Annotated in this window: 24 protein-coding genes; 12 read left to right on the forward strand and 12 right to left on the reverse strand. The window is 61.1% G+C overall.

The features are described from left to right. Window positions 1-16: 16 nt before the first annotated feature. The 5 genes from ACTRWK_RS11845 to ACTRWK_RS11865 form a co-directional block, all read right to left on the reverse strand. The gene (locus ACTRWK_RS11845; RefSeq protein ID WP_005852967.1) at window positions 17-457 is read right to left on the reverse strand and encodes a hypothetical protein; all 441 of its coding nucleotides are present in this window, start codon (window positions 455-457) and stop codon (window positions 17-19) included. Between the two features lie 98 nt (window positions 458-555). Next, window positions 556-1,431, reverse strand: coding sequence for a 3-hydroxyisobutyrate dehydrogenase (mmsB, locus tag ACTRWK_RS11850; RefSeq protein ID WP_304950612.1), 876 nt, complete (start codon window positions 1,429-1,431; stop codon window positions 556-558). A 2-nt stretch (window positions 1,432-1,433) separates the two neighbouring features. Continuing rightward, complete coding sequence (locus ACTRWK_RS11855; RefSeq protein ID WP_304950609.1) at window positions 1,434-2,477, reverse strand: enoyl-CoA hydratase/isomerase family protein; 1,044 nt, start codon at window positions 2,475-2,477, stop codon at window positions 1,434-1,436. Continuing rightward, window positions 2,474-3,616, reverse strand: coding sequence for an acyl-CoA dehydrogenase family protein (locus tag ACTRWK_RS11860; RefSeq protein WP_304950608.1), 1,143 nt, complete (start codon window positions 3,614-3,616; stop codon window positions 2,474-2,476). The genes ACTRWK_RS11855 and ACTRWK_RS11860 overlap by 4 nt, the downstream gene beginning before the upstream one ends. Before the next feature lie 117 nt (window positions 3,617-3,733). Next, entirely contained in the window at window positions 3,734-5,233 is a 1,500-nt protein-coding gene (locus tag ACTRWK_RS11865; protein ID WP_132996742.1) for a CoA-acylating methylmalonate-semialdehyde dehydrogenase, read from the reverse strand. Window positions 5,234-5,445: 212 nt separating this feature from the next. Between ACTRWK_RS11865 and ACTRWK_RS11870 the strand changes: the two genes are divergently transcribed. The 3 genes from ACTRWK_RS11870 to coaD all read left to right on the forward strand — a co-directional run bounded on the left by ACTRWK_RS11870 (window position 5,446) and on the right by coaD (window position 7,415). Next, on the forward strand, window positions 5,446-6,342 hold the full coding sequence (locus ACTRWK_RS11870) for a LysR family transcriptional regulator (protein ID WP_009826775.1): 897 nt from the start codon (window positions 5,446-5,448) through the stop codon (window positions 6,340-6,342). 60 nt (window positions 6,343-6,402) lie between these two features. Then, on the forward strand, window positions 6,403-6,837 hold the full coding sequence (locus ACTRWK_RS11875) for a CBS domain-containing protein (RefSeq protein ID WP_005852978.1): 435 nt from the start codon (window positions 6,403-6,405) through the stop codon (window positions 6,835-6,837). 83 nt (window positions 6,838-6,920) lie between these two features. After that, a complete protein-coding gene (gene coaD, locus ACTRWK_RS11880) occupies window positions 6,921-7,415 on the forward strand; it encodes a pantetheine-phosphate adenylyltransferase (protein WP_005852979.1) in 495 nt (164 codons plus the stop codon). Between the two features lie 3 nt (window positions 7,416-7,418). On the opposite strand, the gene gap (ACTRWK_RS11885) is transcribed toward coaD, so the two are convergent. The 3 genes from gap (ACTRWK_RS11885) to gap (ACTRWK_RS11895) form a co-directional block, all read right to left on the reverse strand. Next, the gene (gap, locus tag ACTRWK_RS11885; protein WP_037944032.1) at window positions 7,419-8,420 is read right to left on the reverse strand and encodes a type I glyceraldehyde-3-phosphate dehydrogenase; all 1,002 of its coding nucleotides are present in this window, start codon (window positions 8,418-8,420) and stop codon (window positions 7,419-7,421) included. A 113-nt stretch (window positions 8,421-8,533) separates the two neighbouring features. Then, entirely contained in the window at window positions 8,534-8,677 is a 144-nt protein-coding gene (locus ACTRWK_RS11890) for a hypothetical protein (RefSeq protein ID WP_005852981.1), read from the reverse strand. A 64-nt stretch (window positions 8,678-8,741) separates the two neighbouring features. After that, window positions 8,742-9,743 (reverse strand): type I glyceraldehyde-3-phosphate dehydrogenase, encoded by a 1,002-nt coding sequence (gene gap / locus ACTRWK_RS11895; protein WP_009826779.1) that lies wholly within the window; start codon window positions 9,741-9,743, stop codon window positions 8,742-8,744. 192 nt (window positions 9,744-9,935) lie between these two features. Here gap (ACTRWK_RS11895) and ACTRWK_RS11900 point away from each other — a divergent pair, with 192 nt between their 5' ends. Together ACTRWK_RS11900 and ACTRWK_RS11905 are read left to right on the forward strand one after the other, a co-directional pair. Continuing rightward, window positions 9,936-10,931 carry a DUF808 domain-containing protein gene (locus ACTRWK_RS11900; protein WP_180827568.1) on the forward strand — a complete coding sequence of 332 codons (996 nt, stop codon included), beginning with the start codon at window positions 9,936-9,938 and terminating at the stop codon, window positions 10,929-10,931. A gap of 166 nt (window positions 10,932-11,097) precedes the next feature. Further along, complete coding sequence (locus ACTRWK_RS11905; protein WP_462843941.1) at window positions 11,098-12,717, forward strand: hypothetical protein; 1,620 nt, start codon at window positions 11,098-11,100, stop codon at window positions 12,715-12,717. 169 nt (window positions 12,718-12,886) lie between these two features. Here the strand turns inward: ACTRWK_RS11905 and tkt are convergent, their stop codons facing one another. Further along, window positions 12,887-14,902, reverse strand: a complete 2,016-nt coding sequence (tkt, locus tag ACTRWK_RS11910; RefSeq protein ID WP_037944997.1) for a transketolase — start codon at window positions 14,900-14,902, stop codon at window positions 12,887-12,889. 248 nt (window positions 14,903-15,150) lie between these two features. On the opposite strand from tkt, the gene ACTRWK_RS11915 reads away from it, so the two are divergent. From ACTRWK_RS11915 to ACTRWK_RS11925, 3 genes are read left to right on the forward strand one after another with little or no spacing between them, the layout of a single operon-like run. Beyond that, window positions 15,151-15,651, forward strand: coding sequence for a hypothetical protein (locus ACTRWK_RS11915; RefSeq protein ID WP_132996737.1), 501 nt, complete (start codon window positions 15,151-15,153; stop codon window positions 15,649-15,651). Beyond that, the gene (locus ACTRWK_RS11920) at window positions 15,651-16,076 is read left to right on the forward strand and encodes a cell division protein ZapA (RefSeq protein WP_168592222.1); all 426 of its coding nucleotides are present in this window, start codon (window positions 15,651-15,653) and stop codon (window positions 16,074-16,076) included. Before ACTRWK_RS11915 ends, ACTRWK_RS11920 begins: the two co-directional genes overlap by 1 nt. After that, window positions 16,073-16,429, forward strand: coding sequence for an MliC family protein (locus ACTRWK_RS11925; protein WP_289081777.1), 357 nt, complete (start codon window positions 16,073-16,075; stop codon window positions 16,427-16,429). The genes ACTRWK_RS11920 and ACTRWK_RS11925 overlap by 4 nt, the downstream gene beginning before the upstream one ends. A gap of 90 nt (window positions 16,430-16,519) precedes the next feature. Here the strand turns inward: ACTRWK_RS11925 and grxD are convergent, their stop codons facing one another. From grxD to ACTRWK_RS11940, 3 genes are read right to left on the reverse strand one after another with little or no spacing between them, the layout of a single operon-like run. Then, window positions 16,520-16,882 (reverse strand): Grx4 family monothiol glutaredoxin, encoded by a 363-nt coding sequence (grxD, locus tag ACTRWK_RS11930; protein ID WP_037944040.1) that lies wholly within the window; start codon window positions 16,880-16,882, stop codon window positions 16,520-16,522. Continuing rightward, window positions 16,879-17,124 (reverse strand): hypothetical protein, encoded by a 246-nt coding sequence (locus ACTRWK_RS11935; RefSeq protein ID WP_009826787.1) that lies wholly within the window; start codon window positions 17,122-17,124, stop codon window positions 16,879-16,881. The genes grxD and ACTRWK_RS11935 overlap by 4 nt, the downstream gene beginning before the upstream one ends. 4 nt (window positions 17,125-17,128) lie before the next feature. Next, entirely contained in the window at window positions 17,129-17,365 is a 237-nt protein-coding gene (locus ACTRWK_RS11940; RefSeq protein ID WP_005853000.1) for a BolA/IbaG family iron-sulfur metabolism protein, read from the reverse strand. Window positions 17,366-17,519: 154 nt separating this feature from the next. Here ACTRWK_RS11940 and ACTRWK_RS11945 point away from each other — a divergent pair, with 154 nt between their 5' ends. The 4 genes from ACTRWK_RS11945 to ACTRWK_RS11960 all read left to right on the forward strand — a co-directional run bounded on the left by ACTRWK_RS11945 (window position 17,520) and on the right by ACTRWK_RS11960 (window position 22,641). Next, on the forward strand, window positions 17,520-18,488 hold the full coding sequence (locus tag ACTRWK_RS11945; protein ID WP_064216059.1) for an XdhC family protein: 969 nt from the start codon (window positions 17,520-17,522) through the stop codon (window positions 18,486-18,488). Beyond that, the gene (locus tag ACTRWK_RS11950; protein ID WP_289081778.1) at window positions 18,485-19,468 is read left to right on the forward strand and encodes a molybdopterin-binding protein; all 984 of its coding nucleotides are present in this window, start codon (window positions 18,485-18,487) and stop codon (window positions 19,466-19,468) included. The genes ACTRWK_RS11945 and ACTRWK_RS11950 overlap by 4 nt, the downstream gene beginning before the upstream one ends. 131 nt (window positions 19,469-19,599) lie before the next feature. Continuing rightward, window positions 19,600-20,085: a (2Fe-2S)-binding protein gene (locus tag ACTRWK_RS11955; protein WP_005853005.1), complete on the forward strand. Its 486-nt coding sequence runs from the start codon at window positions 19,600-19,602 to the stop codon at window positions 20,083-20,085. A gap of 192 nt (window positions 20,086-20,277) precedes the next feature. Beyond that, entirely contained in the window at window positions 20,278-22,641 is a 2,364-nt protein-coding gene (locus tag ACTRWK_RS11960; protein ID WP_289081779.1) for a xanthine dehydrogenase family protein molybdopterin-binding subunit, read from the forward strand. Window positions 22,642-22,706 lie beyond the last annotated feature (65 nt).

Here is a 22,706-nt window from a genome sequence, read left to right on the forward strand (position 1 = left end):
GATTTCGCGGTGCAGTCTAGTTTAGAAGGCGCGATGCCAGACCGATCAGCGCCAGTACGTCGTTGGTTTGCGGGTCCACGGCATAGACATAGCCGTCGTCCTGAACATAGCGGTTGTAGCGGGTCAGCCCATGCCGGTGGGGCTGTTCGATCACGACGTAGCGCGTCAGCTTGTCGCCTTTGGCGTGGTGGTGCTTGTCATGCCCTTTGGCAAGATGACGCCCGTTGTCGCTGTGCTGCTTCTCGTGTTTCTTGATCGCCTTTTTGTATTCTTTAACAGCTTTCTTGTGCTGCTTTTGATGCTTTTTGTCATCGTGCTTATCATGCTTGGCCAAGATCACCTGTGGTGCCGCGACATCGTAATGCCCCGACGCGCCATAGGAGGCAGAGGCCGCCTGAACGGCCGGGCTGAAGGCCAGCACGGCGAAGGCGCTTGCGGCGAGGGTAAGGGTTTTCATGCTCGTTCTCCGTTACAGTGTCGATACAGTAACAAACGAACGGCGCGCGGGTTTCCGTCGCTGGGACGAGACGGCGGGAACCCGCTTGCTTTTCCGTGTCAGCCGTTGCGGCCGCGGGTTTCGAAACGGGGCAGCATAGCAGAGAAATCCTTGCCGTTTCCGTCTTCGTTCTCGACGAATTGCGCATAGAGCGCGCGGGCGAGCTCTCCCATCGGGGTGTCTGCATCTGCCATCTCTGCTGCCTGCTGCGACAGCCCAAGATCCTTGAGCATCAGCTCCGCCGCGAAGCCCGGCGTATAGCCATTGTCTGCGGGCGAGGTGGGGCCAACACCGGGGGCGGGGCAATAGGCGTTCATCGACCAGCTATAGCCGGACGAGGTGCTGACCACGTCGAACATCTTCTGCCGGTCCAACCCCAGTTTGTCGGCCAGTGCAAAGGCCTCGCAGGTGGCGATCATGGTGACGCCGAGGATCATGTTGTTGCAAATCTTCGCCGCTTGCCCCGCACCGGCATCGCCGCAATGCACCGCCTTTTGCCCCATGATGTCGAACAGGGGCTTGGCCTTGGCAAAGGCTTGCGTCGACCCGCCGGCCATAAAGGTCAGCGTGCCGCCAGATGCCCCGCCGATACCGCCAGACACGGGGGCGTCAACGGACATTATTCCTGCGTCTTCAGCAGCTTGCGCGGTGTTTTTCGCGCTTTCCACATCCACGGTGGAACAGTCGATGAACAGCGTGCCCTGCGCCATATGGGGGATCGCCTGCGCCGCCACTTGCCGCAGGATCGACCCGTTGGGCAGCATTGTGATCACCGCGTCCATGCCCGCCACGGCGGCTTCAAGGTTGTCTGCAACGCGCACGCCCTCTGCCGTGGTGCCCGCGACGTCAAAGCCCGTCACCTCGTGGCCCGCTTTGGCGAGGTTGGTCGCCATAGGCGCGCCCATGTTGCCCAGTCCGATAAATCCGATCTTCATGCTCATGTGGTTCTCTCCAGTGTCAGGGCGTCCTCGGCCAGCGGGCGCAGCATCTTGGCTGTCGCGGCAAGGGGGACGTTCATATCGGCATATTGCCAGTTGGGGCTGCGGTCCTTGTCGATGATCGCCGCGCGGATCCCTTCAAGGAAATCGCCATGCTCCATCGCGCGGAAGGTAAAGCGGTATTCCATATCCAACGCCTTCTCGATGCTCAGCGAGGGGCCGCGCAGACGGTGGATGATCTCGATCGTGCAGGCCATCGCCAACGGGCTGCTGCGCTGCATCTTCTTGAGCGTGTCTGCAGCGAATTCGCTGTCGGATGCGCGCAGGGCGTTGAGGATATCGGCCAGCGTTTCGCCGCCAAAGAAGCTGTCAATCTCGGCCGCCTGCGCCTCTAGTGCAGAGGCGGGCGGCGTGGTGCTTGCGGTTTCCAGAATGGCCACATCGCCTGAATTCTCAAGCGCGGCTATCACGTCGGGCCAGTTTAACTCTGCGATGTAAGTGTCTGCGAAACCGGCATAAATCGCATCTTCACCCTTCATGCGTGACGCGGTTGTGCCCAGATATTCGCCCACCCGTCCGGGGGCCAGCGCCAGCATCAGGCTGCCGCCCACATCGGGCACCAGACCGATGCCACATTCCGGCATCGCGATCTGGCTGCTTTCCCCCACCACGCGGTGCGAGCCATGACAGCCGATGCCCACGCCGCCGCCCATGGTGAACCCCTGCAAGAAGGAGACGACGGGCTTGGTATAGGCGAAGATCTTGGCGTTCAGCCGGTATTCATCCGCCCAGAACTTGCGCCCGTAGGCGTAGTTTCCCTTGGTGCCTGTGGCGTAAAGTTCGGCGATGTCACCGCCCGAGCAAAAGGCACGATCCCCTTCGGCGTCAAGGATGATCAGATCGACCTTCGGGTCATGCTGCCAAGCGTCAAAGGCGTCTTCGATGGCCAGACACATGTCGTAGGTCATGGCGTTCAGCGCTTGGGGGCGGGTGAGGGTGATCCGTCCCGCGCGCCCTGAAATACGGATGGAGATATCGGTCATCGGTTCTTCAGCATATCCCGCGCCACGATGACGCGCATGATTTCATTGGTGCCTTCAAGGATCTGGTGGACACGCAGGTCACGCACCAGCTTTTCGATGCCGTAATCCGCCAGATAGCCATAGCCGCCGTGCAGTTGCAGACATTGATCGACGACCTTGCTGCCTGCCTCTGTCACGAACTTCTTCGCCATGGCGCAGAACTTGGTGGCATCCGGCGCGCCCGTGTCCAGCTTCCACGCGGCTTGGCGCAGGAAAACGCGGGCGGCTTGCAGTTCGATCTCCATCTCGGCGAGGCGGAATTGCAGACCCTGAAACTGGTCGATGGGTTTGCCGAATGCTTTACGCTCGCCCATATAGTTGAGCGTGGCGTTCAGCGCGGTCTGTGCAGCACCCAAGGAACAGGCGGCGATGTTCAAACGGCCGCCATCCAGCCCCATCATTGCATATTTGAAACCTTTTCCCTCTTCACCCACCAGATTTCCGGCAGGAATGTTGCAATCGTCAAACTGCACTTGGGACGTGGGTTGGCTGCGCCAGCCCATTTTATCCTCTAGCCCGCCAAAGGAAAGCCCCGCAGTCCCGTCTTCGACAAAGACGGTGGACACGCCCGCGGCCCCCTCATCCGAGGTGCGCACCATCGCGACATAGGCGTCGGAATAGCCGCCGCCCGAGATGAACGCCTTGGTGCCGTTCAGGGTGTAGCCTTCGTTCGTGCGGGTACATTTCGTCTTGAGCGCCGCCGCGTCAGAGCCCGATCCGGGTTCCGTCAGACAATAGCTGAGCACGGTGTTCATGCTCAGGATGTCGGGCATGATCCGCGACTTGAGGTCGTCACTGGCAAAGCTGTCCAGCATCTTGGCGCACATGTTATGGATCGACAGAAAGGCCGCGACCGATGGGCAAGCCATGCTGAGCGCTTCGAACACCAGCGTCGCATCAAGCCGCGTCAGGCCAGATCCGCCCGCATCCTCGGACACGTAAAGCCCGCCAAAGCCCAGCTCTGCAATCTTGGGCCAAAGGTCTTTGGGGATTGTTTCGTCTTTCTCCCACTTCTGGGCGAAAGGGGCGATATGTTCCTGGCCAAAGCCATAGGCCATGTCGAAAATCGCGGTTTGCTCTTCTGAAAGTGCGAAATCCATAAACGGTGATCCCTCCCAAGACCGGTCGAATTGAACGTGTGTTTAATTGTAAGCATGCACGTGGGCGTCGCGCAAGCACCCTCCGGCGGGGGAGCCGCCGAAGGGCGAGGATGGGGCTTATTCCATCGGCTTGAAGTTGAACTCGCCGCCTTCTTTGATGCCCGAGGGCCAGCGCGAGGTCACGGTTTTGGTGCGTGTGTAAAATTTGAACGCATCCGGCCCGTGCTGGTTCAGGTCGCCAAAGACCGATTTCTTCCAGCCGCCAAAAGTGTGATAGGCGAGCGGCACGGGGATCGGCACGTTGATCCCGATCATGCCGACGTTGACGCGCGCTGCAAAGTCACGCGCCGCGTCGCCGTCACGGGTAAAGATCGCCGTGCCGTTGCCCATTTCGTGATCCATCGCAAGACCAAGCGCCTCTTCATAGGTTTTGGCGCGGACGGTGGACAGAACCGGCCCGAAGATCTCGTGCTTGTAGATGTCCATATCGGGGGTGACGTTGTCAAAGAGGTGCGGGCCGACAAAGAAGCCTTCCTCGTAGCCTTGCAGCTTAAAGTCACGCCCGTCGACAACCAGCGTGGCCCCCTGATCGACGCCGGTCTGTACCAGCCGTTCGATGTTTGCCTTTGCGGCTGCGGTGACCACGGGGCCGTAATCGACGTCATTGCCCGAGGTATATGGCCCGACTTTCAGCTTCTCGATGCGCGGCACCAGCTTTTCGATCAAACGGTCGGCGGTTTCCTCGCCCACAGGCACAGCGACCGAGATCGCCATGCAGCGTTCGCCCGCCGCGCCATAGCCCGCGCCGATCAGCGCGTCCGCGGCCTGGTCCAGATCGGCGTCCGGCATGATGATCATGTGGTTCTTGGCGCCGCCAAAGCATTGGACGCGTTTGCCATTCGCGCAGCCCGTGCCGTAGATATATTCGGCGATGGGGGTGGAGCCGACAAAGCCCACCGATTGAATGACAGGGTGATGCAGGATCGCGTCAACCGCTTCCTTGTCGCCATTGACGACCTGAATGATACCTTTGGGCAGGCCCGCTTCTTCCAGCAGTTCGGCCAGCATAAGGGGCACGGATGGATCACGTTCGGACGGTTTGAGGATGAAGGCGTTGCCGCAAACGATGGCGGGGGCGAACATCCACATGGGGATCATAGCGGGGAAGTTGAACGGCGTGATGCCTGCGGAGACGCCAAGGGGCTGACGCATGGAATACATGTCGATGCCGGGGCCCGCGCTGTCGGTGAAATCGCCTTTCAGCAGCTCGGGCGCGCCGATGCAGTATTCCACCACTTCCAGACCGCGCTGCACGTCACCGGCAGCATCGGGCAGGGTCTTGCCGTGTTCGCGGCTCAGCGCTTCGGCGAGCTTGTCCATATCGCGGTTCAGCAGATCCACGAACTTCATCATCACCCGCGCCCGACGCTGGGGGTTCACCGCGGCCCATGCGGGTTGCGCGGCCATGGCGTATTTCACGGCCTGATCCAGCTCTGCCTCGCCAGCCAGCGGCACCTTGGCCTGCACTTCGCCGGTTGCGGGGTTGTACACGTCGGCAAAGCGGCCTGACGTGCCTTTGACGTGGGCGCCGTTCAGGTAATGGGTCAACTCTTGCATGGAATGCTCCTTCTGTGCGTTTGGCGGCAGGTTAGGCTTGCAAAAAACAAAGCAAAAGAGGCATGGCGTCAAAATCGTTTTGCATTATTGCAAAGCCTTGCGCGGGCTGAAAGGGTAGGGTGGGGCGCTGCCCCCGTCCTACGGACGTCCCCGGAGTTTACGGGCAAAATGAAGTCTGTGCAGAAAACGAAACGTGAAAGGAGCCGTGGCCGATGATGGGAAACTGGGACGACCTGCGGCTGTTTCTGGCCGTCGCGCGCGAGCAGAGCCTATCGGGCGCGGGGAAGCTGTTGCGGTTGGACCCCGCGACTTTGGGGCGACGCATGGCGCGTCTGGAGAAGACCATGCAGGCGGTATTATTCGTGAAATCGCCCTCGGGTTACGCGCTGACCGAGGCGGGCGTGCAGTTGCTGTCGCGCGCCGAAGCCGCAGAGCAGGCGATGCGGCAGGCCACGGCGGATGTGGTCGTGCCGTCGGATCAATTGGCAGGGCAGATCAGGATCGGGGCACCGGACGGCTGCGCCAACTATCTACTGCCACAGGTCTGCGCCCGTTTGGTGGCGGATAATCCGGGGCTTGATATCCAGATTGTCGCCCTGCCGCGGGTGTTCAACCTGTCGCGGCGCGAGGCGGATATGGCGATCGGGGTCAGCGCGCCCACGGCGGGGCGGCTGGTTGTGCAAAAAATCGCCGACTACCAGCTGCATCTTGCCGCCGCCGACAGCTATCTTGCCGCGCGTCCCGCGATCCGGACCGTTGCAGACCTGCAGGGGCACCGGTTGGTGGGGTATATCCCCGACATGATCTTTGATCGCGAGCTTGATTATCTGGCGGAGCTTGGCATGACGCGGGTGCCTTTGGCCTCTAATTCCGTGTCCGTTCAGGTGAATATGATCCGGCAAGGGGGCGGCGTCGGGATTGTGCATGATTTCTCGCTTCCTGCGACGCCGGGGGTGACGCGCATCCTGACCGGCGACGTGCATCTGAGCCGCGCCTTTTATTTGATTCGGCACGAAGACGACCGGCGCAATCTGCGTCTGAGCCGCTTTGCGGAAGCTCTGGCGCAGGGCGTCCGCGCCGAAGTGGCGAAACTGGAGGCAATTGCTTGACACGCAACAGTATTAAAGGGAACCTGACCTATAGGTAATATTCTTGCGAAGGGGCCGACCATGCTAGTTTCCCAAATCCTGAAAACCAAAGCGGATGACAGTGTTACGACGGTAAAACCGGGCACGCGTATCTCGCAGGCGGCGGCGATGTTGTCGGAAAAGCGGATCGGGACCCTGGTCGTGTCAGCGGACGGCAAAACGCCCGATGGTATCCTGTCGGAGCGTGACATCGTACGCACCCTTGGCCGCGAGGGCGGCGGCTGTCTGGACGACACCGTAGAGGCGCTGATGACGCGCGATCTGATCACCTGCGCCAAGGATGAAACCGCGGATGATATCCTTGCCAAGATGACGCAAGGCCGCTTTCGCCACATGCCTGTTTTGGAGGATGGGGTTCTGATCGGCCTGATCTCTTTGGGGGATGTGGTCAAGGCCCGCCTGATGGAGCTTTCGATGGAGAAAGACGCCCTGGAGGGGATGATCAGGGGCCACTAGCCCACCGAAATTGGCGTTGCATCTTCGCGGTGTAAATGCTTGCTTGCACTTCGAATAACGACTTGAAATGACTGGACTCTCCCATGCGCGTAGGCCTTTACCCCGGCACCTTCGACCCTATTACTTTGGGTCACATCGACATCATCCGGCGGGCGGCGACGCTTGTTGATAAACTGGTGATCGGTGTCGCGATCAACCGTGACAAGGGGCCATTGTTCGAGCTGGAAGAGCGTGTCGCCCAGATCGAAGAGGAATGCCGCAAGCTGAACCAGGAGACCGGGACAGAGATCGTGGTGCATCCCTTCGAGAACCTGCTGATCGATTGCGCCCATGATGTGGGGGCACAGATGATCATCCGCGGGCTGCGTGCCGTGGCGGATTTCGAGTACGAGTATCAGATGGTGGGGATGAACCGTAAGCTGGATGACAGCGTCGAAACGGTCTTCTTGATGGCAGAGGCCGAGCATCAGGCGATTGCCAGCCGGTTGGTCAAGGAAATCGCCCGGCTTGGCGGGGACGTCAGCAAATTTGTGACGCCCGCCGTCAATGCCGAGCTGTTAAAGCGTTTCTCGCAGTAACGATCAGAGGGTTTTCGCAACCTCGCGCGAGGTGTCGAGCATACGGTTCGAGAACCCCCATTCGTTGTCATACCAGCCCAGAACCCGCAGCTGTGTCCCGCTTTGGACAGAGGTCTGATCAAGGGCCACGACACAGGAATGTGAATCGTGGTTCAGGTCGATCGACACCAGAGGACGTTCAACCAGACCAAGGATGCCTTTCAGCGGGCCTTCGGCGGCGGTGCGCAGGGTGGCGTTGACCTCCTCCACCGTGGTGTCTTTCGACAGTTCGACCACCAGATCGACACAGGATACATTCGGTGTGGGCACGCGGATCGCGGTGCCGCCGATCAGCCCGTCAAGCTCGGGCAGTACTTTACCCAGTGTCTTGGCCGCACCGGTGGTGGTGGGGATCATCGACAGCGCCGCGGCGCGGGCACGGTACAGGTCGCTGTGCGCCGTGTCATGCACCGGCTGGTCGCCGGTGTAGCTGTGGATTGTGGTCATATGGCCGTGCTTGATGCCGAAGGCGTCATGCAGGGTCTTGGCCAGCGGTGCCATGCAGTTGGTGGTGCAGGAGGCGTTGCTCAGCACCGTGTCTTCGGCGGTGATCAGATCGTGGTTCACACCGTAGACGATTGTTTTCATGGCGTCTTTACCGGGGGCAGAGATGACGACCCGTTTCGATCCATTCGCCAGATGCTTGGCCGCCGCCTCGCGCGTGGTGAAGATGCCGGTGCATTCCAGCACGATGTCCACATCGCCCCAAGGCAGGGCAGCTGGGTCGCGTTCTGCTGTCACGCGGATCGGGCCTTGGCCCACATCCATCGTGTTGTCGCCCAGGGTGACCGGACGGCCAAAGCGCCCGTGGACCGAGTCGAATTCGAACAGATGTGCGTTGGTTTCCAGCGGGGCGAGATCGTTGATCGCCACCACCTGCAAATCATCGTCGCCACGCTCCATCAGCGCGCGCAAAACATTACGACCGATACGGCCAAAGCCATTGATTGCCAATTTGGTAGCCATGGGGCGTCCTCCTGAATTTGATAGCGCTAACATCGACATTTATGACAAAGAGTCAACCTGTGCAGGGCAATATTGCGCCGGAAGCGATCGGAGGGAAGGGGCCGACTGTCGGATCAGCGCCAGAACGCCACCCATTCGATCAGGTCGACAAATTTCTTGGTCAGGAAAATCAGATGTTCGCTGCCATAGATCAACGCATCAATCCCCAGTGCGGTCAGCAGTACAGCAGCGAGAGAGACAGCGATGGGGGTGTCCATGGGGGCGGTGGTCCTTGCCTGCGGGTGGCCCAGATATGACAGGGCAACCCGCGCGTCGCAAGTCTTAGCCCAGTTTGCCCATGGCGACGGCGACATCGGCCATACGGACAGAGAAGGCCCATTCGTTGTCATACCACGCCAGGACACGCACCAGACGGTTGCCAACGACCTTGGTCTGGTCGGGCGCGAAGATCGACGAATGTTCGGTGTGGTTGAAATCGACCGACACTTTCTGTTCCGCATCATAGGCAAAGACCCGCGACATCGGGCCGTTTGCAGCGGCGCGCATGGCCTCGTTGACCTCTTCTACCGTTACATCACGGCCTGCCATAAAGGTCAGGTCAACCGCGCTGACGTTTGGCGTTGGAACGCGCATGGCGGTGCCATCCAGCTTGCCTTTGAGCGCGGGCAGCACTTCACCCAAGGCTTTCGCCGCACCGGTAGAGGTCGGGATGATCGCCATCGCAGCGGCGCGCGCGCGGTACAGGTCTTCGTGGCGGCGGTCCAGCGTCGGCTGGTCGCCGGTATAGCTGTGCACGGTGGTCATGATGCCGCTTTCGATGCCGAACGCATCATGCAGCGCCTTGGCCATCGGGGCCAGACAGTTGGTGGTGCACGACCCGTTCGATACCATTGTGTCCGAGGCCTGCAATTCGCCGTCGTTCACGCCGTAGACCACCGTGCGGTCGACGTTCTTGCCCGGTGCCGACAGCAACACGCGTTTCGCGCCCTGATCCAAGTGGACCTTTGCCAGCAGCCCGTCGTTGAACTTGCCCGTGCATTCCAGCACGACGTCGCACCCTTCCCAGTTCAGCTCGTTCATCTGGTAGGTCGACATAACCTCCATCTCTCCGCGCCCCAGATCCAGCGTGCCGTTGCCGACTTTGACTTCATTGGGAAAACGCCCGTGGACGGAATCGTATTTGATCAGATGTGCCGCAGTCTCCAGCGGGCCGGTCGCGTTGATGCGCACCACCTCGATGTCATCCCGGCCCGACGCCGCGATATGTGACAGGGTGCAGCGGCCGATGCGGCCAAATCCGTTGATACCGACTTTGATGGTCATGGGGGCGTCCTTTGGCAAAGATCTGGAACTTTGCCGGTTCTATATCTGGTGGTCGTGAATATGGGAAAGGGCTAAAACCCCCTAATTTCCGTATGTTAGCGATAAATATTCGTGTTAGCGATAACCCTCAGATCGGCTTTGCCTTCTGCCTGCGCTGCGCTACCCTTACGCCAACAAATATGGAGAGACTGAATGAGCGGCCTATTAGCCCTGTTGGATGATGTAGCAGCGATTGCAAAAGTGGCCGCGGCCAGCGTGGATGATGTGTTCGGCCAGGCCGCCAAGGCCAGCGCCAAGGCCGCGGGTGCTGTCATCGACGACGCCGCCGTGACCCCGAAATACGTCAGCGGCTTCGAGGCCAATCGCGAGCTGCCGATCATCTGGCGCATCACCAAAGGGTCGCTGAAGAACAAGCTGGTCTTCTTGTTGCCCGCCGGTTTGCTGCTGTCGAATTTCGCGCCCTGGTTGATCGCGCCCTTGTTGATGTTGGGTGGGGCCTATCTGTGTTTTGAAGGCGCTGAAAAGATCGCCCATGCGCTTGGGGTCGGGGGAAAAGGCCACGAGGATCATCCCCCCGGTGCCGATGAAAAGGTGATCAAGGACCCCGCCAAGCTGGAAGAGCAAAAAGCCAAAGGCGCGATCAAGACCGACTTTATCCTCTCGGCCGAGATCATGACCATCGTGCTGTCAAACCTCGAGGTGTCAAATTTCTGGATGGAGGCAGGCGCTTTGGCCGCCGCCGCCGTGATCATCACAGTCGCGGTCTATGGCTCCGTCGCGCTGATTGTAAAGATGGATGATGTAGGGCTTTATATGGCCAAGAACGGCAATCTCGGCCTGACCCGTGGTCTGGGTCGCGGGATCGTGCGCGGCATGCCGTGGTTCCTCAAGGCGCTGACCGTCATCGGGACGGCGGCCATGCTCTGGGTCGGCGGATCGATCATCGTGCACGGTATGGAAGAGCTCGGCTTCGGCGCGCTTGGCCACCTGATCCATGACTACGCCGTCGCTTTCGGCCATATGGTTCCGGTCGCGTATGAAGGTGCCGCCGAATGGGTCGCCAAAGCCGCGATGGACGGTGTGTTTGGTCTGGCCCTAGGGCTGGTGCTAATCCCCGTCGGCGAAAAGATCATCACCCCGCTGTGGCGCGCGGTCTTCAACAGCAAGGATGCCGGCGCACACGCGTAAACGGGGCGTATATGAGGGAGAGGAAGGGGGCGCAGGTTGCGCCCCTTTTTTGTGTGCGCGCGCTCAGCTTGCCTAAAGACCGTGGGGCACGATTTACCGCTTCGTCGTCTACATTACGCCTAAATTGCAAACTAGCGCTATTCTAGACGGCATAGGGAACCCCTTTTTGTTTCACACCTCGTTTAGATATTTTCTCGCAGCGACGTCGGCTGCGATGCTGGTCTACTTGGGCTTGACCCTAGGCCCGTCGATCCGCGCGGAAAACGAACGCTTCGCGGCGTGCAAAAACGATACTTCGTCTCAATGCCTCTCCAGCTTGGGCGTAGAGCAGGCGATGGATGCGCGCTTCGTTCCGCCACACATGCCTGAAGTGAGCATGTTGGCCCAAATGGGGCGCATCGACGACGCTTTTGCCTTGGCGCTACGTGCTGAAAGCGAAAATGAGCCGCTGCCAGAGGACGTTGAGGCGACCGTCGACAGGATGCTTGCTAGCCACCGTCTTACAGGGGCGCTTCGCGAGGGCAAGAGCCTGCAGGAAGCGATGGAAATGACACCGGGCGTTGGTGCTGGCACCCTTTGGATCACTGCGCTAGATTTCCTTGGCCGCAGGCCCTACGGGCTGTCTGCGCGCGACGGAAGCACTGCGGACGCAATCCCGCGTGACGTAGTATCAGAGATCGCGCAGCGCATCGTCGATATTGCACAAAATGAACCCGTCCGGCCGCGCATTAGCCACCTTGTGGAAGCGGCTGAGTTGCACGCAGCTTTAGGGAGCCGAGACAAAGCATTAAAGGTGCTTCAATCTTTGCCGCGAACGGACAACGCCTCCATCAACCCAAGTGAAAACCTTATGCGGCTCGTTGGCCCGTCAACATTTCTGCAGCTCTATCGCGAGGCAGGCGGTACGCATCTTTCCATACTTTTGACCGCCGCGGCGGCAGAGCCGGATATGACCCTCGCAGCCACGTATCTGGAAGAGGCCTTTACCGCGTTCTCGACCAAAAAGCCCTTTCCGGAATATGTCTGGATGGAGCGCATTATTGAACGCGCCGTCGACCTTGGCTTGCAGCCACTTGCCCTTGAGATGGCACGCGCCTTCGAGGATCGAGCTGACACCGAACCCGCGATCTTCCCCGTCTTTGCACATATCGAAGCTGCGCGTGTTTTGTTACTTGCTGGTGCCGACGAGGGGGAAGTTCAGGCGCGGCTTGACGTGGCGCTTAGAACGTTCCGCACGAAGGATGGGAAAACTGCAAGTGACGCTTCCGAGATCGGGAGTATTCGGTGGGGCACTCGTCGGCTGGATGCGCAGGCACGGCGTGAAATGGCGACGCTAAAGGCGCGGCTCGGAGAAACTGAAACAGCCATCGCCTATATGGCAGGGTTGGAACAACCATTGTTTTCTTGGATGAGTATGCTGACCTCGGAGATTCCGGTTCAGGACGTGGATCTGCTTTTGCTTGCTGCGCGTGGTGCCCTTTCCGATGAAGAGCTCGCCTATGCAAAGCTGCAGCATGCGCAACAGTTGTTGCTAAGTGACACGGGCGAAGGGCAACGTGTTTGGGCGCAGGCGAAAGCGACAGAGCTAGCGAAATCCGACACGCTGACGGGGGAGCATGCGGTTCGCGCCTACAGTATGCTGTCTCGAATTGGGGCGCTTGTCGAAGACCAAAGACTTGAACGGTTAGGGTTGGAACAAATGGCTGAGGCCGCCCTGAAATCCCGCCGCTACCAAGATTTGTTGATGGCTGGCTTTTGGTGGAACCGATCACAGCAAATGCCGTGATTTCCACCTAGTGTGTCTGCCCCTGAGCCACCGCAGATCTGCAAAGTGCGTCGATCAGATAGACTGTGTCGACTGCTATGGACGTCGGATCGAACGTTTCCTGCGCCCCCACAAACCAAAAAGGGGGAGCAAAATGCTCCCCCATTCTCGTCTCGCTAAACAGTTCAGATCACAGCAGCGCTTTGGCCTTGTCGGCGACGTTCTGCGGGGTGATGTCGAACTTTTCGAACAGCTCTTCCGCGGGGGCGGAGGCACCGAAGCGGTCCATGCCGACGAAGTCGGCCTTGTTCCACTTGCCACGCTCGCCGGTGAGCCAGCGGTCCCAGCCTTGGCGTACGGCGGCTTCGACGCCGACGCGGACGGGGCCGGCGGGCAGGACGCGGCGGCGGTAGGCTTCGTCTTGCGCGGCGAACAGCTCCATGCAGGGCATGGACACGACGCGGGTGCCGATGCCTTCGGCTTGCAGCAGGTCACGGGCTTTCAGCGCGATCTCAACCTCAGAGCCGGTGGCGATCAGGATGACCTGACGTTTGCCTTCGGCGTCCGCCAGAACATAGGCACCCTGTTCGGTGAGGTTCTTGTTCTTGTGCTCGAGCCGCACAGTGGGCAGGCCCTGACGGGTCAGCGACAGCACGGACGGTGTCTTCTTGCTGCTCAGCGCGATTTCCCAGGCCTCGGCGGTTTCAACCGTGTCAGCGGGGCGGAACACATAGGTGTTGGGTGTCGCGCGGCTGATCGCCAGATGTTCGACGGGTTGGTGCGTCGGGCCGTCTTCGCCCAAGCCGATGCTGTCGTGGGTCATGACAAACACGCTTGGCACCTGCATCAGCGCGGCGAGGCGCATGGCGGGGCGGGCGTAGTCGGTGAAACACATGAACGTGCCGCCGTAGGGGCGGATACCGCCGTGCAGCGCCATGCCGTTCATCGCGGCGGCCATGCCGTGTTCACGGATCCCCCAGTAGACGTAGCGCCCACCACGGTTGTCCACGTCAAACACGCCCAGATCAGCGGTCTTGGTGTTGTTAGAACCGGTGAGGTCAGCGGAGCCGCCCACGGTTTCGGTATAGAGCGGGTTCAACACCTCGAGCGTCTTTTCGCTGCTGGCGCGGGTGGCCAGTTTTGGCGCGTTTTCCGACGTCTGCTTTTTGAACGCCTTGATCGTCGCGCTCAGCTTCTTGGGGGCGTCACCGGCCAGCGCGCGGTTGAACTCTTCACGCTTTGTGCGCGACATGGCGTCGAAACGCTCTTCCCAGGCGCGGCGGTCGTCTGCGCCGCGTTTGCCGATCTCTTCCCAGGCGGATTTCACATCGGCAGGGACTTCGAACGGGCCGGTTGTCCAGCCATAGGCGGCTTTGGCAGCGGCCATTTGGTCCGCATCGGTCAGCGCGCCGTGACCTTTCGAGGTATCCTGCGCGGCGTGACCAAGCGCGATATGCGTTTTGCAGGCGATCATCGTGGGCAGATCGGATTTGCGCGCCTCGGTCAGGGCGGCGTCGATCTCGTCGGGGTTGTGGCCGTCGATTTCGATGACGTGCCAGTCAGCCGCCTTGAACCGCGCGACCTGATCCACTTTGTCGGACAGCGATACCGGCCCGTCGATGGTGATGTCGTTGTTGTCCCACATCACGATCAGTTTGCTCAGCTTGTGGCGGCCCGCAAGGGCAATCGCCTCGTGGCTGATGCCTTCCATCAGGCAGCCGTCGCCCGCGATCACATAGGTGAAGTGGTCGACGATCTTTTTGCCGTATTGCGCGCGCTGGATTTCCTCGGCCATGGCAAAGCCGACAGAGTTCGCGATCCCCTGACCCAGCGGGCCGGTGGTGGTTTCAATCGCGTCGGCCAGGAAGTTTTCAGGGTGGCCCGCGGTGCGTGCGCCCATCTGGCGGAAGTTCTTGATCTCTTCGAGGGGGAATTGCTCGTAGCCGGTCAGGTGCAGCAGCGAATAGATCAGCATGGACCCGTGGCCGGCCGACAGGATAAACCGGTCGCGGTCAGGCCACAGCGGGTTGGACGCGTCGAACTTCAGGTGCTTTTCAAACAAGACAGTGGCGACATCCGCCATGCCCATCGGCATGCCCGAGTGGCCGGAATTGGCGGCGGCGACAGCGTCCAGCGTCAGGGCGCGAATGGCGGTCGCTTTGGACCAATGGGCGGGATGGGCTTTGGCGAGGGCGTTCAGATCCACGGTGCAAGCTTCCTTATAAGGGGGAAAAGGGATTGCGCGGATCAATACCAGCCACCCCGCAAAGATCAAGGCCCAGAGGGCATCGCCTGCAGCAGAGCTTTTCCGCCGGGCCAAGGCATTGTTCTTAAAGGGGCAGTATTCCGCCTTTGGTTTCGGTAGGATCAGCGGAAACCACGTTGACCAGCGATTCGATGGTTGGCAAACTGCATTTTACGACTGACATACGACGTTTTACGAGGAACCCTGCGATGAGCGACATAGAACACTTGCAAGGCCGTATTCTGGCGGCGCTTGAAAGGGCATCGCGCGGAGCTGACAAACTGGCCGTCGCCAAGGCGGAGGTCCCCGATCTTTCGGAAGAACTGGCGCAGGAACGCGCTGTCAACGCAGAGCTTTCTGAACAGGTCACTGCCCTGAAAAAGCGGCTGGAGGATGAAACCGCGCATCTGCGGGCTGAACTGGCCACAGCACAGGCGCGCAACAACAGTGCGTCCGCGGCACAGGCCCAGACCGAAAAGCTTGATCTGGAAATCCAGCGGGTGCGCCGCGCCAATGCGCAGCTGGCCGATGCCTGCGCTGCGCTGCGCGAAGCCAATGCCGAAGGGGTGGGGGACGCCGATCTGATCAATGCCGCCTTGCAGGCAGAGCTTGACGCGCTGCATGCCGCCCGTCGCGCCGATGTGGCAGAGGCGGACGCGATCCTCTCTGTTCTTACCCCGCTTGTTCCCACTGCCGAGGAGTCTGCCTGATGCCCGAAGTTTCTATCTCTATCGGCGGTCGCCAATTCGAAGTTTCCTGCCAGGAGGGCGAGGAAGACTACCTGCACGCCGCTGCCAAGATGCTCGACGACGAAGCGCAGGTGCTGTCGGATCAGGTGGGCCGGATGCCCGAAGCGCGGATGTTGTTGATGGCGGGCCTGCTGCTTGCCGATAAAACCGCCAGCGTCGAGGATAAGATCAAGGAAGCCCGCGCCGAACTGGCAGAGCGTGACGCGGAACTTGCAAGCCTGCGCAATGTCGTGGTGGAGCCAGAGCGGATCGAGGTGCCTGTGATCCCGCAAAGCGTCACCGACAGCCTTGCCGAAATGGCCGCCCGCGCCGAAGCCTTGGCGAGCGAGATCGAAGACAAGGCTCAAGACGGGGCCCGAGACAAGGCCCAAGACGGGGCCCAGTGACCCTGCCGCGCGCCATCGCATTCGGGGCCGCGGCGGCGTGGTGGCTCGGGGTAGGGGGCAGCGCTTTGGCGCAGGCCATGCCGGTCACCGCCACCTATATCTGCGAGCGCGGGGTCGAGGTGCCGGTTTCCTATACCACTCCCGAACAGGGGGAGGCGACGGCTGTGCTTTATGTGGAAAACCGCATGGTCACGCTGGTCCGGACCCGCGCGGCATCAGGGGCGCGCTATGCATGGCCCTCGGACGGTTCTGGCTATGTCTGGTGGACCAAGGGGGACACCGCGACGCTATTCTGGCATGATGCGGCGGCGGAGGAAGATGTCACGCTCTACGCGGCGTGTCAGGCGCAGTAACGCGTTCTATACAGGGTGCGCGCCGATTTGCGTAGCGCGGTTCGGGTGCCCCTTGATCCAAGGCGCACCCGTTTTTTTGTCAGTCGACCGTTAGCCGTTAGCTTCGCGGATCTTGTCAGCGGCTTCTTTGTCGAAGGCGACGCCGTTGTCTTCCAGCAGCGTGTCCAGCTCGCCCGACAGCATCATTTCGGTGATGATGTCACAGCCGCCGACGAATTCGCCTTTGACGTAAAGCTGCGGGATGGTGGGCCAGTCAGAGAAATCCTTGATCCCCTGACGCAGCTCTTCGTCGGCCAATACGTTCACGTCGGTGTAGTCGACATTCATATAGTTCAACACGCCCGCGACACGGGAGGAGAACCCGCACTGCGGCATCGTCTTGTTGCCCTTCATGAACAGCACAACATTGTTGGCGGTGATGGTTTCCTGAATTTGCGTCTTTGCGTCGGTCATTTCGATTTGTCCTTTGGTATAAAGCGTTTCGCGTATTCTTGAGGGTCGCGGGGGATGCGGTAGTTGGTCTGATGTCCGCCGCCGCCGCCACCCGAATGATAGGTCGCGTCAATTTCGTGATAGCCCTTGCCCGGCTTTGATCCGCGTTCGGTGTCGCGTGTGTGTTTCAGCGCCTGTAGGCCGCGCAGAACCGCCACGATCAGCACCAAGACGCTGAGGATCAGGACCAGGATCGGGTCCACCGGATCAATCCGGCGCTTTGGTTGTCAGCGCCAGCGCGTGCAAATCGCCGTTCGATCCATCCATCCGGCCCTTGAGCGCGGCATAGACGGCACGTTGCTGTTGCACGCGGTTCTGGCCACGGAAACTTTCGTCGATGATCATCGCGGCCATATGCACGCCGTCATTGCCTTCGACGGTGATCTTGGCGTTTGGAAAGGTCTCGCGCAGCAGGTCTTCGATTTCGCGGGCTTGCATGGGCATGTGTGGGGCGCTCCGTCTGGCATGTCATTGCCCAAGATGTAGTAGTGTGCAGGGCGGCGTGCAAGTTATCTCCCCGTTATCTCATTGAGCGGGGGCATGGGACGCCCTACATAAGAACAGTCGCCGCCGCGACAAGGTAAGGAGACCACCCGCCATGGAGATTTTCGAGAACGCACCGGAACGCGCCTATGCATGGGCGCAAGCGGGCCGAGGTGCCGCGCTGGCCACGGTGGTGGAGACATGGGGCTCTGCCCCGCGACGGGTGGGCGCGCAGCTGGCCATCGCCGCGGATGGCGAGATGCAGGGCTCTGTCTCGGGCGGTTGTGTCGAGGGGGCCGTGGTGGTCGAAGCGCTTGAGGCGATCGAGGACGGCACGCCGCGGTTGCTGGAATATGGCGTCAGCGATGGCGATGCCTTTGCCGTGGGGCTGGCCTGTGGCGGAAAGATTCGCGTGTTGGTCGAACCTGTGGGCGCAAAGGCGATGCCGTTTGACGTTCTGGGCGACCTCGTCCGCGCCCGCGCCGCGCGCCAGCCCGTGGCCTATCAGGTGCCCCTGTCGGGCGGGGTGGGGCGCTTGGTCACGGGCGGCTATGCTGACCGCTTTCGCATGGACCGTTCCGGCGTTGAAGAGGATGGCGATACATTTGTCGCGATTCACAACCCGCCGCTGCGGCTGGTGATCGTCGGGGCGGTCCACATCGCGCAAGCCTTGGTGCCCATGGCGCAGGTCGCGGGCTTTGACGCCGTGGTCATCGACCCGCGCGAGGCGTTTGGATCGCAAGCGCGTTTTCCCGATGCTCAGGTGATCAACGACTGGCCGGACGCGGCGATGGACACCGTCGGCGTCGATACCCGCAGCGCCGTTGTGCTGCTGACCCATGACCCCAAACTGGACGACCCCGCGCTGCATGTAGCGCTTCGGTCCGACGCCTTCTATATCGGGGCGCTCGGATCGAAACGCACCCATGCCTCCCGCGTGGCACGGCTGGAAGAGGCGGGCTTTACCGCCGCCGACATCGCGCGCATCAACGGCCCCGTCGGGCTGGACATCGGGGCCGCCAGCCCGCCCGAGATCGCGGTGTCGATCCTGTCGCAGATGATCCAAGCCCTGAGAAAACCGTGAAGTTCGGCCCCATCGACACGGCGCAGGCCGAGGGTGCCGTGCTGGCCCATTCCATCGCACTGCCCTCGGGCCGTTTGCGCAAGGGGTTACGGCTAGAGCCCGCCCATCTTGCCGAGCTTCGGGCAGAGGGCATCGACAGCATCATTGTGGCGCAGCTCGCGTCAGGGGATGTGGATGAAAACACCGCCGCGGCACAAGTGGCGCAGGCCGTTCTGGCGGCGCATCCCCATCTGACGATGACGCGCGCCTTTACCGGCCGCGTGAACCTGCTGGCCGATGGGCCGGGGGTGGCGCAGCTGGATGTGAGCGCGCTTGAAGCGTTGAACGCCGTGCACCCGATGATCACGCTGGCCACGGTCCCGCCGTTCCAGCAGATGGCAGCGGGGGGCATGGTGGCGACGATCAAGATTATCTCTTACGCCGTCGCGCAAAGCGATCTTGCTGCCGCCTGTGATGCCGGACGCGGCGCGATCCGGCTGGTGCCACCGCAAATCAAGGACGCGACGCTGATCATCACCGAGATTGACGGCGGCGCGGGCGACAAGGGGAAAAAGGCCATCGCAGACCGGCTTTCTGCGCTGGATGTGGATCTGAAAAAAGTCGTCATGGTCCCGCATGAGGTCACCGCCCTGCGCGATGCCATTGCGGCGGCGGATACGGCGCTGACGCTGATCCTCACCGGCTCTGCCACCTCTGACATCGATGACGTGGCCCCGCAGGCCCTGCGCGCCGCGGGCGGAGAGGTCTCGCGCTTTGGCATGCCGGTTGATCCGGGCAATCTGCTGTTTCTGGGGCAGATGGGCGATGCGCCGGTGATCGGCCTGCCGGGCTGCGCGCGCGCGCCTGCGTTGAATGGGGCGGATTGGGTGCTGTCGCGGGTGATCTGCGGCATAGAGGTATCCCCGCGCGATATCGCCCGCATGGGGGTGGGTGGCCTGCTGAAAGAGATCGCCACCCGTCCGCAACCAAGACGCGGCTGACCGACCCTGACGCAAGGCCCGTCGCCGCGCCGCGCCCGCGAAGTTCAACCCATGCGAAAAATTTCTGTTCTCAACGCCCCTTTGGCGTGCTTAACTCTACCCAACACATGACATAAAACGGGAGGAACATCATGACCGAGGTCAAAATGACCGTGAACGGCAAACCTGCATCCGGTGCCGTCGAAGGGCGCACGTTGCTGGCGTCATTCCTGCGCGAAAACCTGAGCCTGACCGGCACGCATATCGGCTGCGACACCAGCCAGTGCGGGGCCTGCGTGGTTCATGTCAACGGCGAGGCGGTCAAGGCCTGCACCATGCTCGCGGTCGAAGCGGACGGGGCCGAGGTCAAGACGATCGAATCCATGGCCAACCCCGATGGATCGCTGACAGTGATCCAGCAGGCGTTTCAGGACCACCACGGGCTGCAATGCGGTTTTTGTACACCGGGCATGATCATGTCGGCCTCGGCGCTGCTGAAAGACAACCCCAAGCCGACCGAGGCAGAGGTGCGGCACTATCTGGACGGCAATATCTGCCGCTGCACCGGTTACCATAACATCGTCAAAGCGATCATGGCCGCATCCGGTCAGGACGTCAGCGCGCTGGCTGCCGAATAACCACCGTGCGACGTGCGGCCCTGTTGATGCAGGGGCGGGAGGACACGGCGCACCCATCCTGAAAACCGCGCTTTCCCATGCAAACGGGGAACCGCAGCAACCCATAGATTGACGACATAAGAATAAAGCCAAACGCAAAAGCCACATACGACGGTACGGACCCGATCCGTGCCCCATAGGGAGGAATTGACCATGCCAAAGGACGGCGGAATTGGTGCCAGCAGCAAGCGGCGCGAGGATATCCGGTTTTTGACCGGTGAGGGGAATTATACCGACGATATCAACCTGCACGGACAGGCGCATGTGTTCTTTCTGCGCTCGGATATCGCCCATGGGGTGCTGAATTCGGTCGATACAGCCGCGGCAGAGGGGATGCCGGGGGTCGTGAAAATCTTTACCGGTGCTGATTTCGCCGAGGTTGGGTCGATCCCCTGCGGCTGGCAGGTCACGGACAAGCATGGCGAGCCCATGCAAGAGCCGCGCCACCCCGTGCTGGCCGAAGGCAAGGTCCGCCACGTGGGCGAACCGATTGCGGCTGTCGTGGCGGAAACCCTGTCGCAGGCCCGCGATGCGGCAGAGGCGATCGTCGTCGATATCACCGATCTACCCGCCGTCGTCGATATGAAGCAGGCCGTGCAGGAAGACGCGCCCAAGGTTCATGACGATCTGACCTCGAACCTCTGCTACGATTGGGGCTTTGTCGAAGAGAACAAGGCTGCCGTGGACAAGGCCTTTGAAGACGCGGCCCATGTCACCACGCTGGAACTGGTCAACAACCGTCTGGTCGCCAATCCGATGGAGCCGCGCGTCGCCGTCGGCGACTATGCACGCGGGACAGGCGATCATACGCTTTACACGACCAGCCAGAACCCCCATGTGATCCGCCTGCTGATGGGGGCCTTTGTTCTGGGCATCCCCGAACACAAGCTGCGCGTCGTGGCCCCCGATGTGGGCGGCGGCTTTGGCACCAAGATTTTCCACTATCAGGAAGAGGCGTTCTGCACCTTTGCCGCCAAAGCCTGTAACCGTCCGGTGAAATGGACCTCCAGCCGGTCCGAGGCCTTCATGTCCGACGCCCACGGGCGCGACCATGTGACGAAGATCCAGATGGCGCTGGACGCGGACAATAACTTTACCGCGCTGCGCACGGATACCTACGCGAATATGGGGGCTTATCTGTCGACCTTCGCGCCGTCGGTGCCCACATGGCTGCACGGCACCTTGATGGCGGGCAACTACAAGACGCCGCTGATCTATGTGAACGTAAAGGCCGTGTTTACCAATACCGTGCCCGTCGATGCCTATCGCGGCGCGGGCCGGCCAGAAGCGACTTATCAGCTGGAACGGCTGGTGGATAAATGCGCCCATGAGCTTGGGGTCGACCCGATTGCGCTGCGGCGGCAGAACTTCATCACCGAATTCCCCTATGCCACGCCGGTCGCGGTGGAATATGACACGGGCGATTATGTGGCCACGATGGACAAGCTTGAAGAGATCGCCGATTTCGCCGGTTTCGACGCGCGCCGCAACGAAAGCGAGGCCAAGGGCAAGCTGCGTGGGTTCGGCGTGAACTGCTATATCGAGGCGTGCGGCATCGCGCCCTCGAACCTTGTGGGGCAGCTTGGCGCGCGGGCGGGTCTGTATGAATCCGCCACCGTGCGGGTCAATGCGACGGGCGGTCTGGTCGTGATGACCGGCAGCCACAGCCACGGGCAGGGGCATGAAACCGCCTTCCCGCAGGTGATCGCCGAGATGATCGGTATCCCCGAAGAGATGGTCGAGATCGTGCATGGCGACACGGCCAACACCCCGATGGGGATGGGGACCTACGGCTCGCGCTCCCTTGCGGTTGGCGGGTCGGCCATGGTCCGCGCCACAGAAAAGATCATCGCCAAGGCCACCAAGATCGCGTCGCACCTGCTGGAAGCCTCGGAAGGGGATATCGAGCTGAAAGACGGAGCCTTTACCGTGGCGGGGACGGATAAATCCGTTGCTTGGGGGGATGTGACGCTGGCTGCCTATGTGCCGCATAACTATCCGCTGGAGGATATCGAGCCCGGTCTGGAGGAGACGGCTTTCTACGATCCGTCGAACTTTACCTATCCCTCCGGTGCCTACGCCTGCGAGGTCGAGCTGGACCCCGAAACCGGCCATGTCACCATTGACCGTTTTGCGGCGGCGGATGACTTTGGCAATATCGTCAACCCGATGATCGTCAGCGGTCAGGTCCACGGCGGGATCGCGCAAGGCATCGGGCAAGCGCTGATGGAGAATTGCGCCTATGACAGCGACGGTCAGTTGCTCAGCGCGTCCTACATGGATTACGCGATGCCACGGGCCAGCGATCTGCCGTTCTATACCGTTGACCATTCGTGCCAGACGCCCTGTACGCACAACCCCTTGGGCGTGAAAGGCTGCGGTGAGGCAGGGGCCATCGGGTCGCCGCCTGCGGTGGTGAATGCAGTGTTGGACGCCATGCGATCGGGCGGTAAGGATGTCGGGCATATCGACATGCCTGTCACACCGGCGCGGGTTTGGGCGGCGATGAACGGATAAGAGGATGAGACAAGGCGGGGGCTGCATCTTCGCGCCGTGGCGCGAAAAAAATAGGTGTAGCGGGG

Source organism: Sulfitobacter sp. G5_S2_6_S6 (assembly GCF_054968505.1).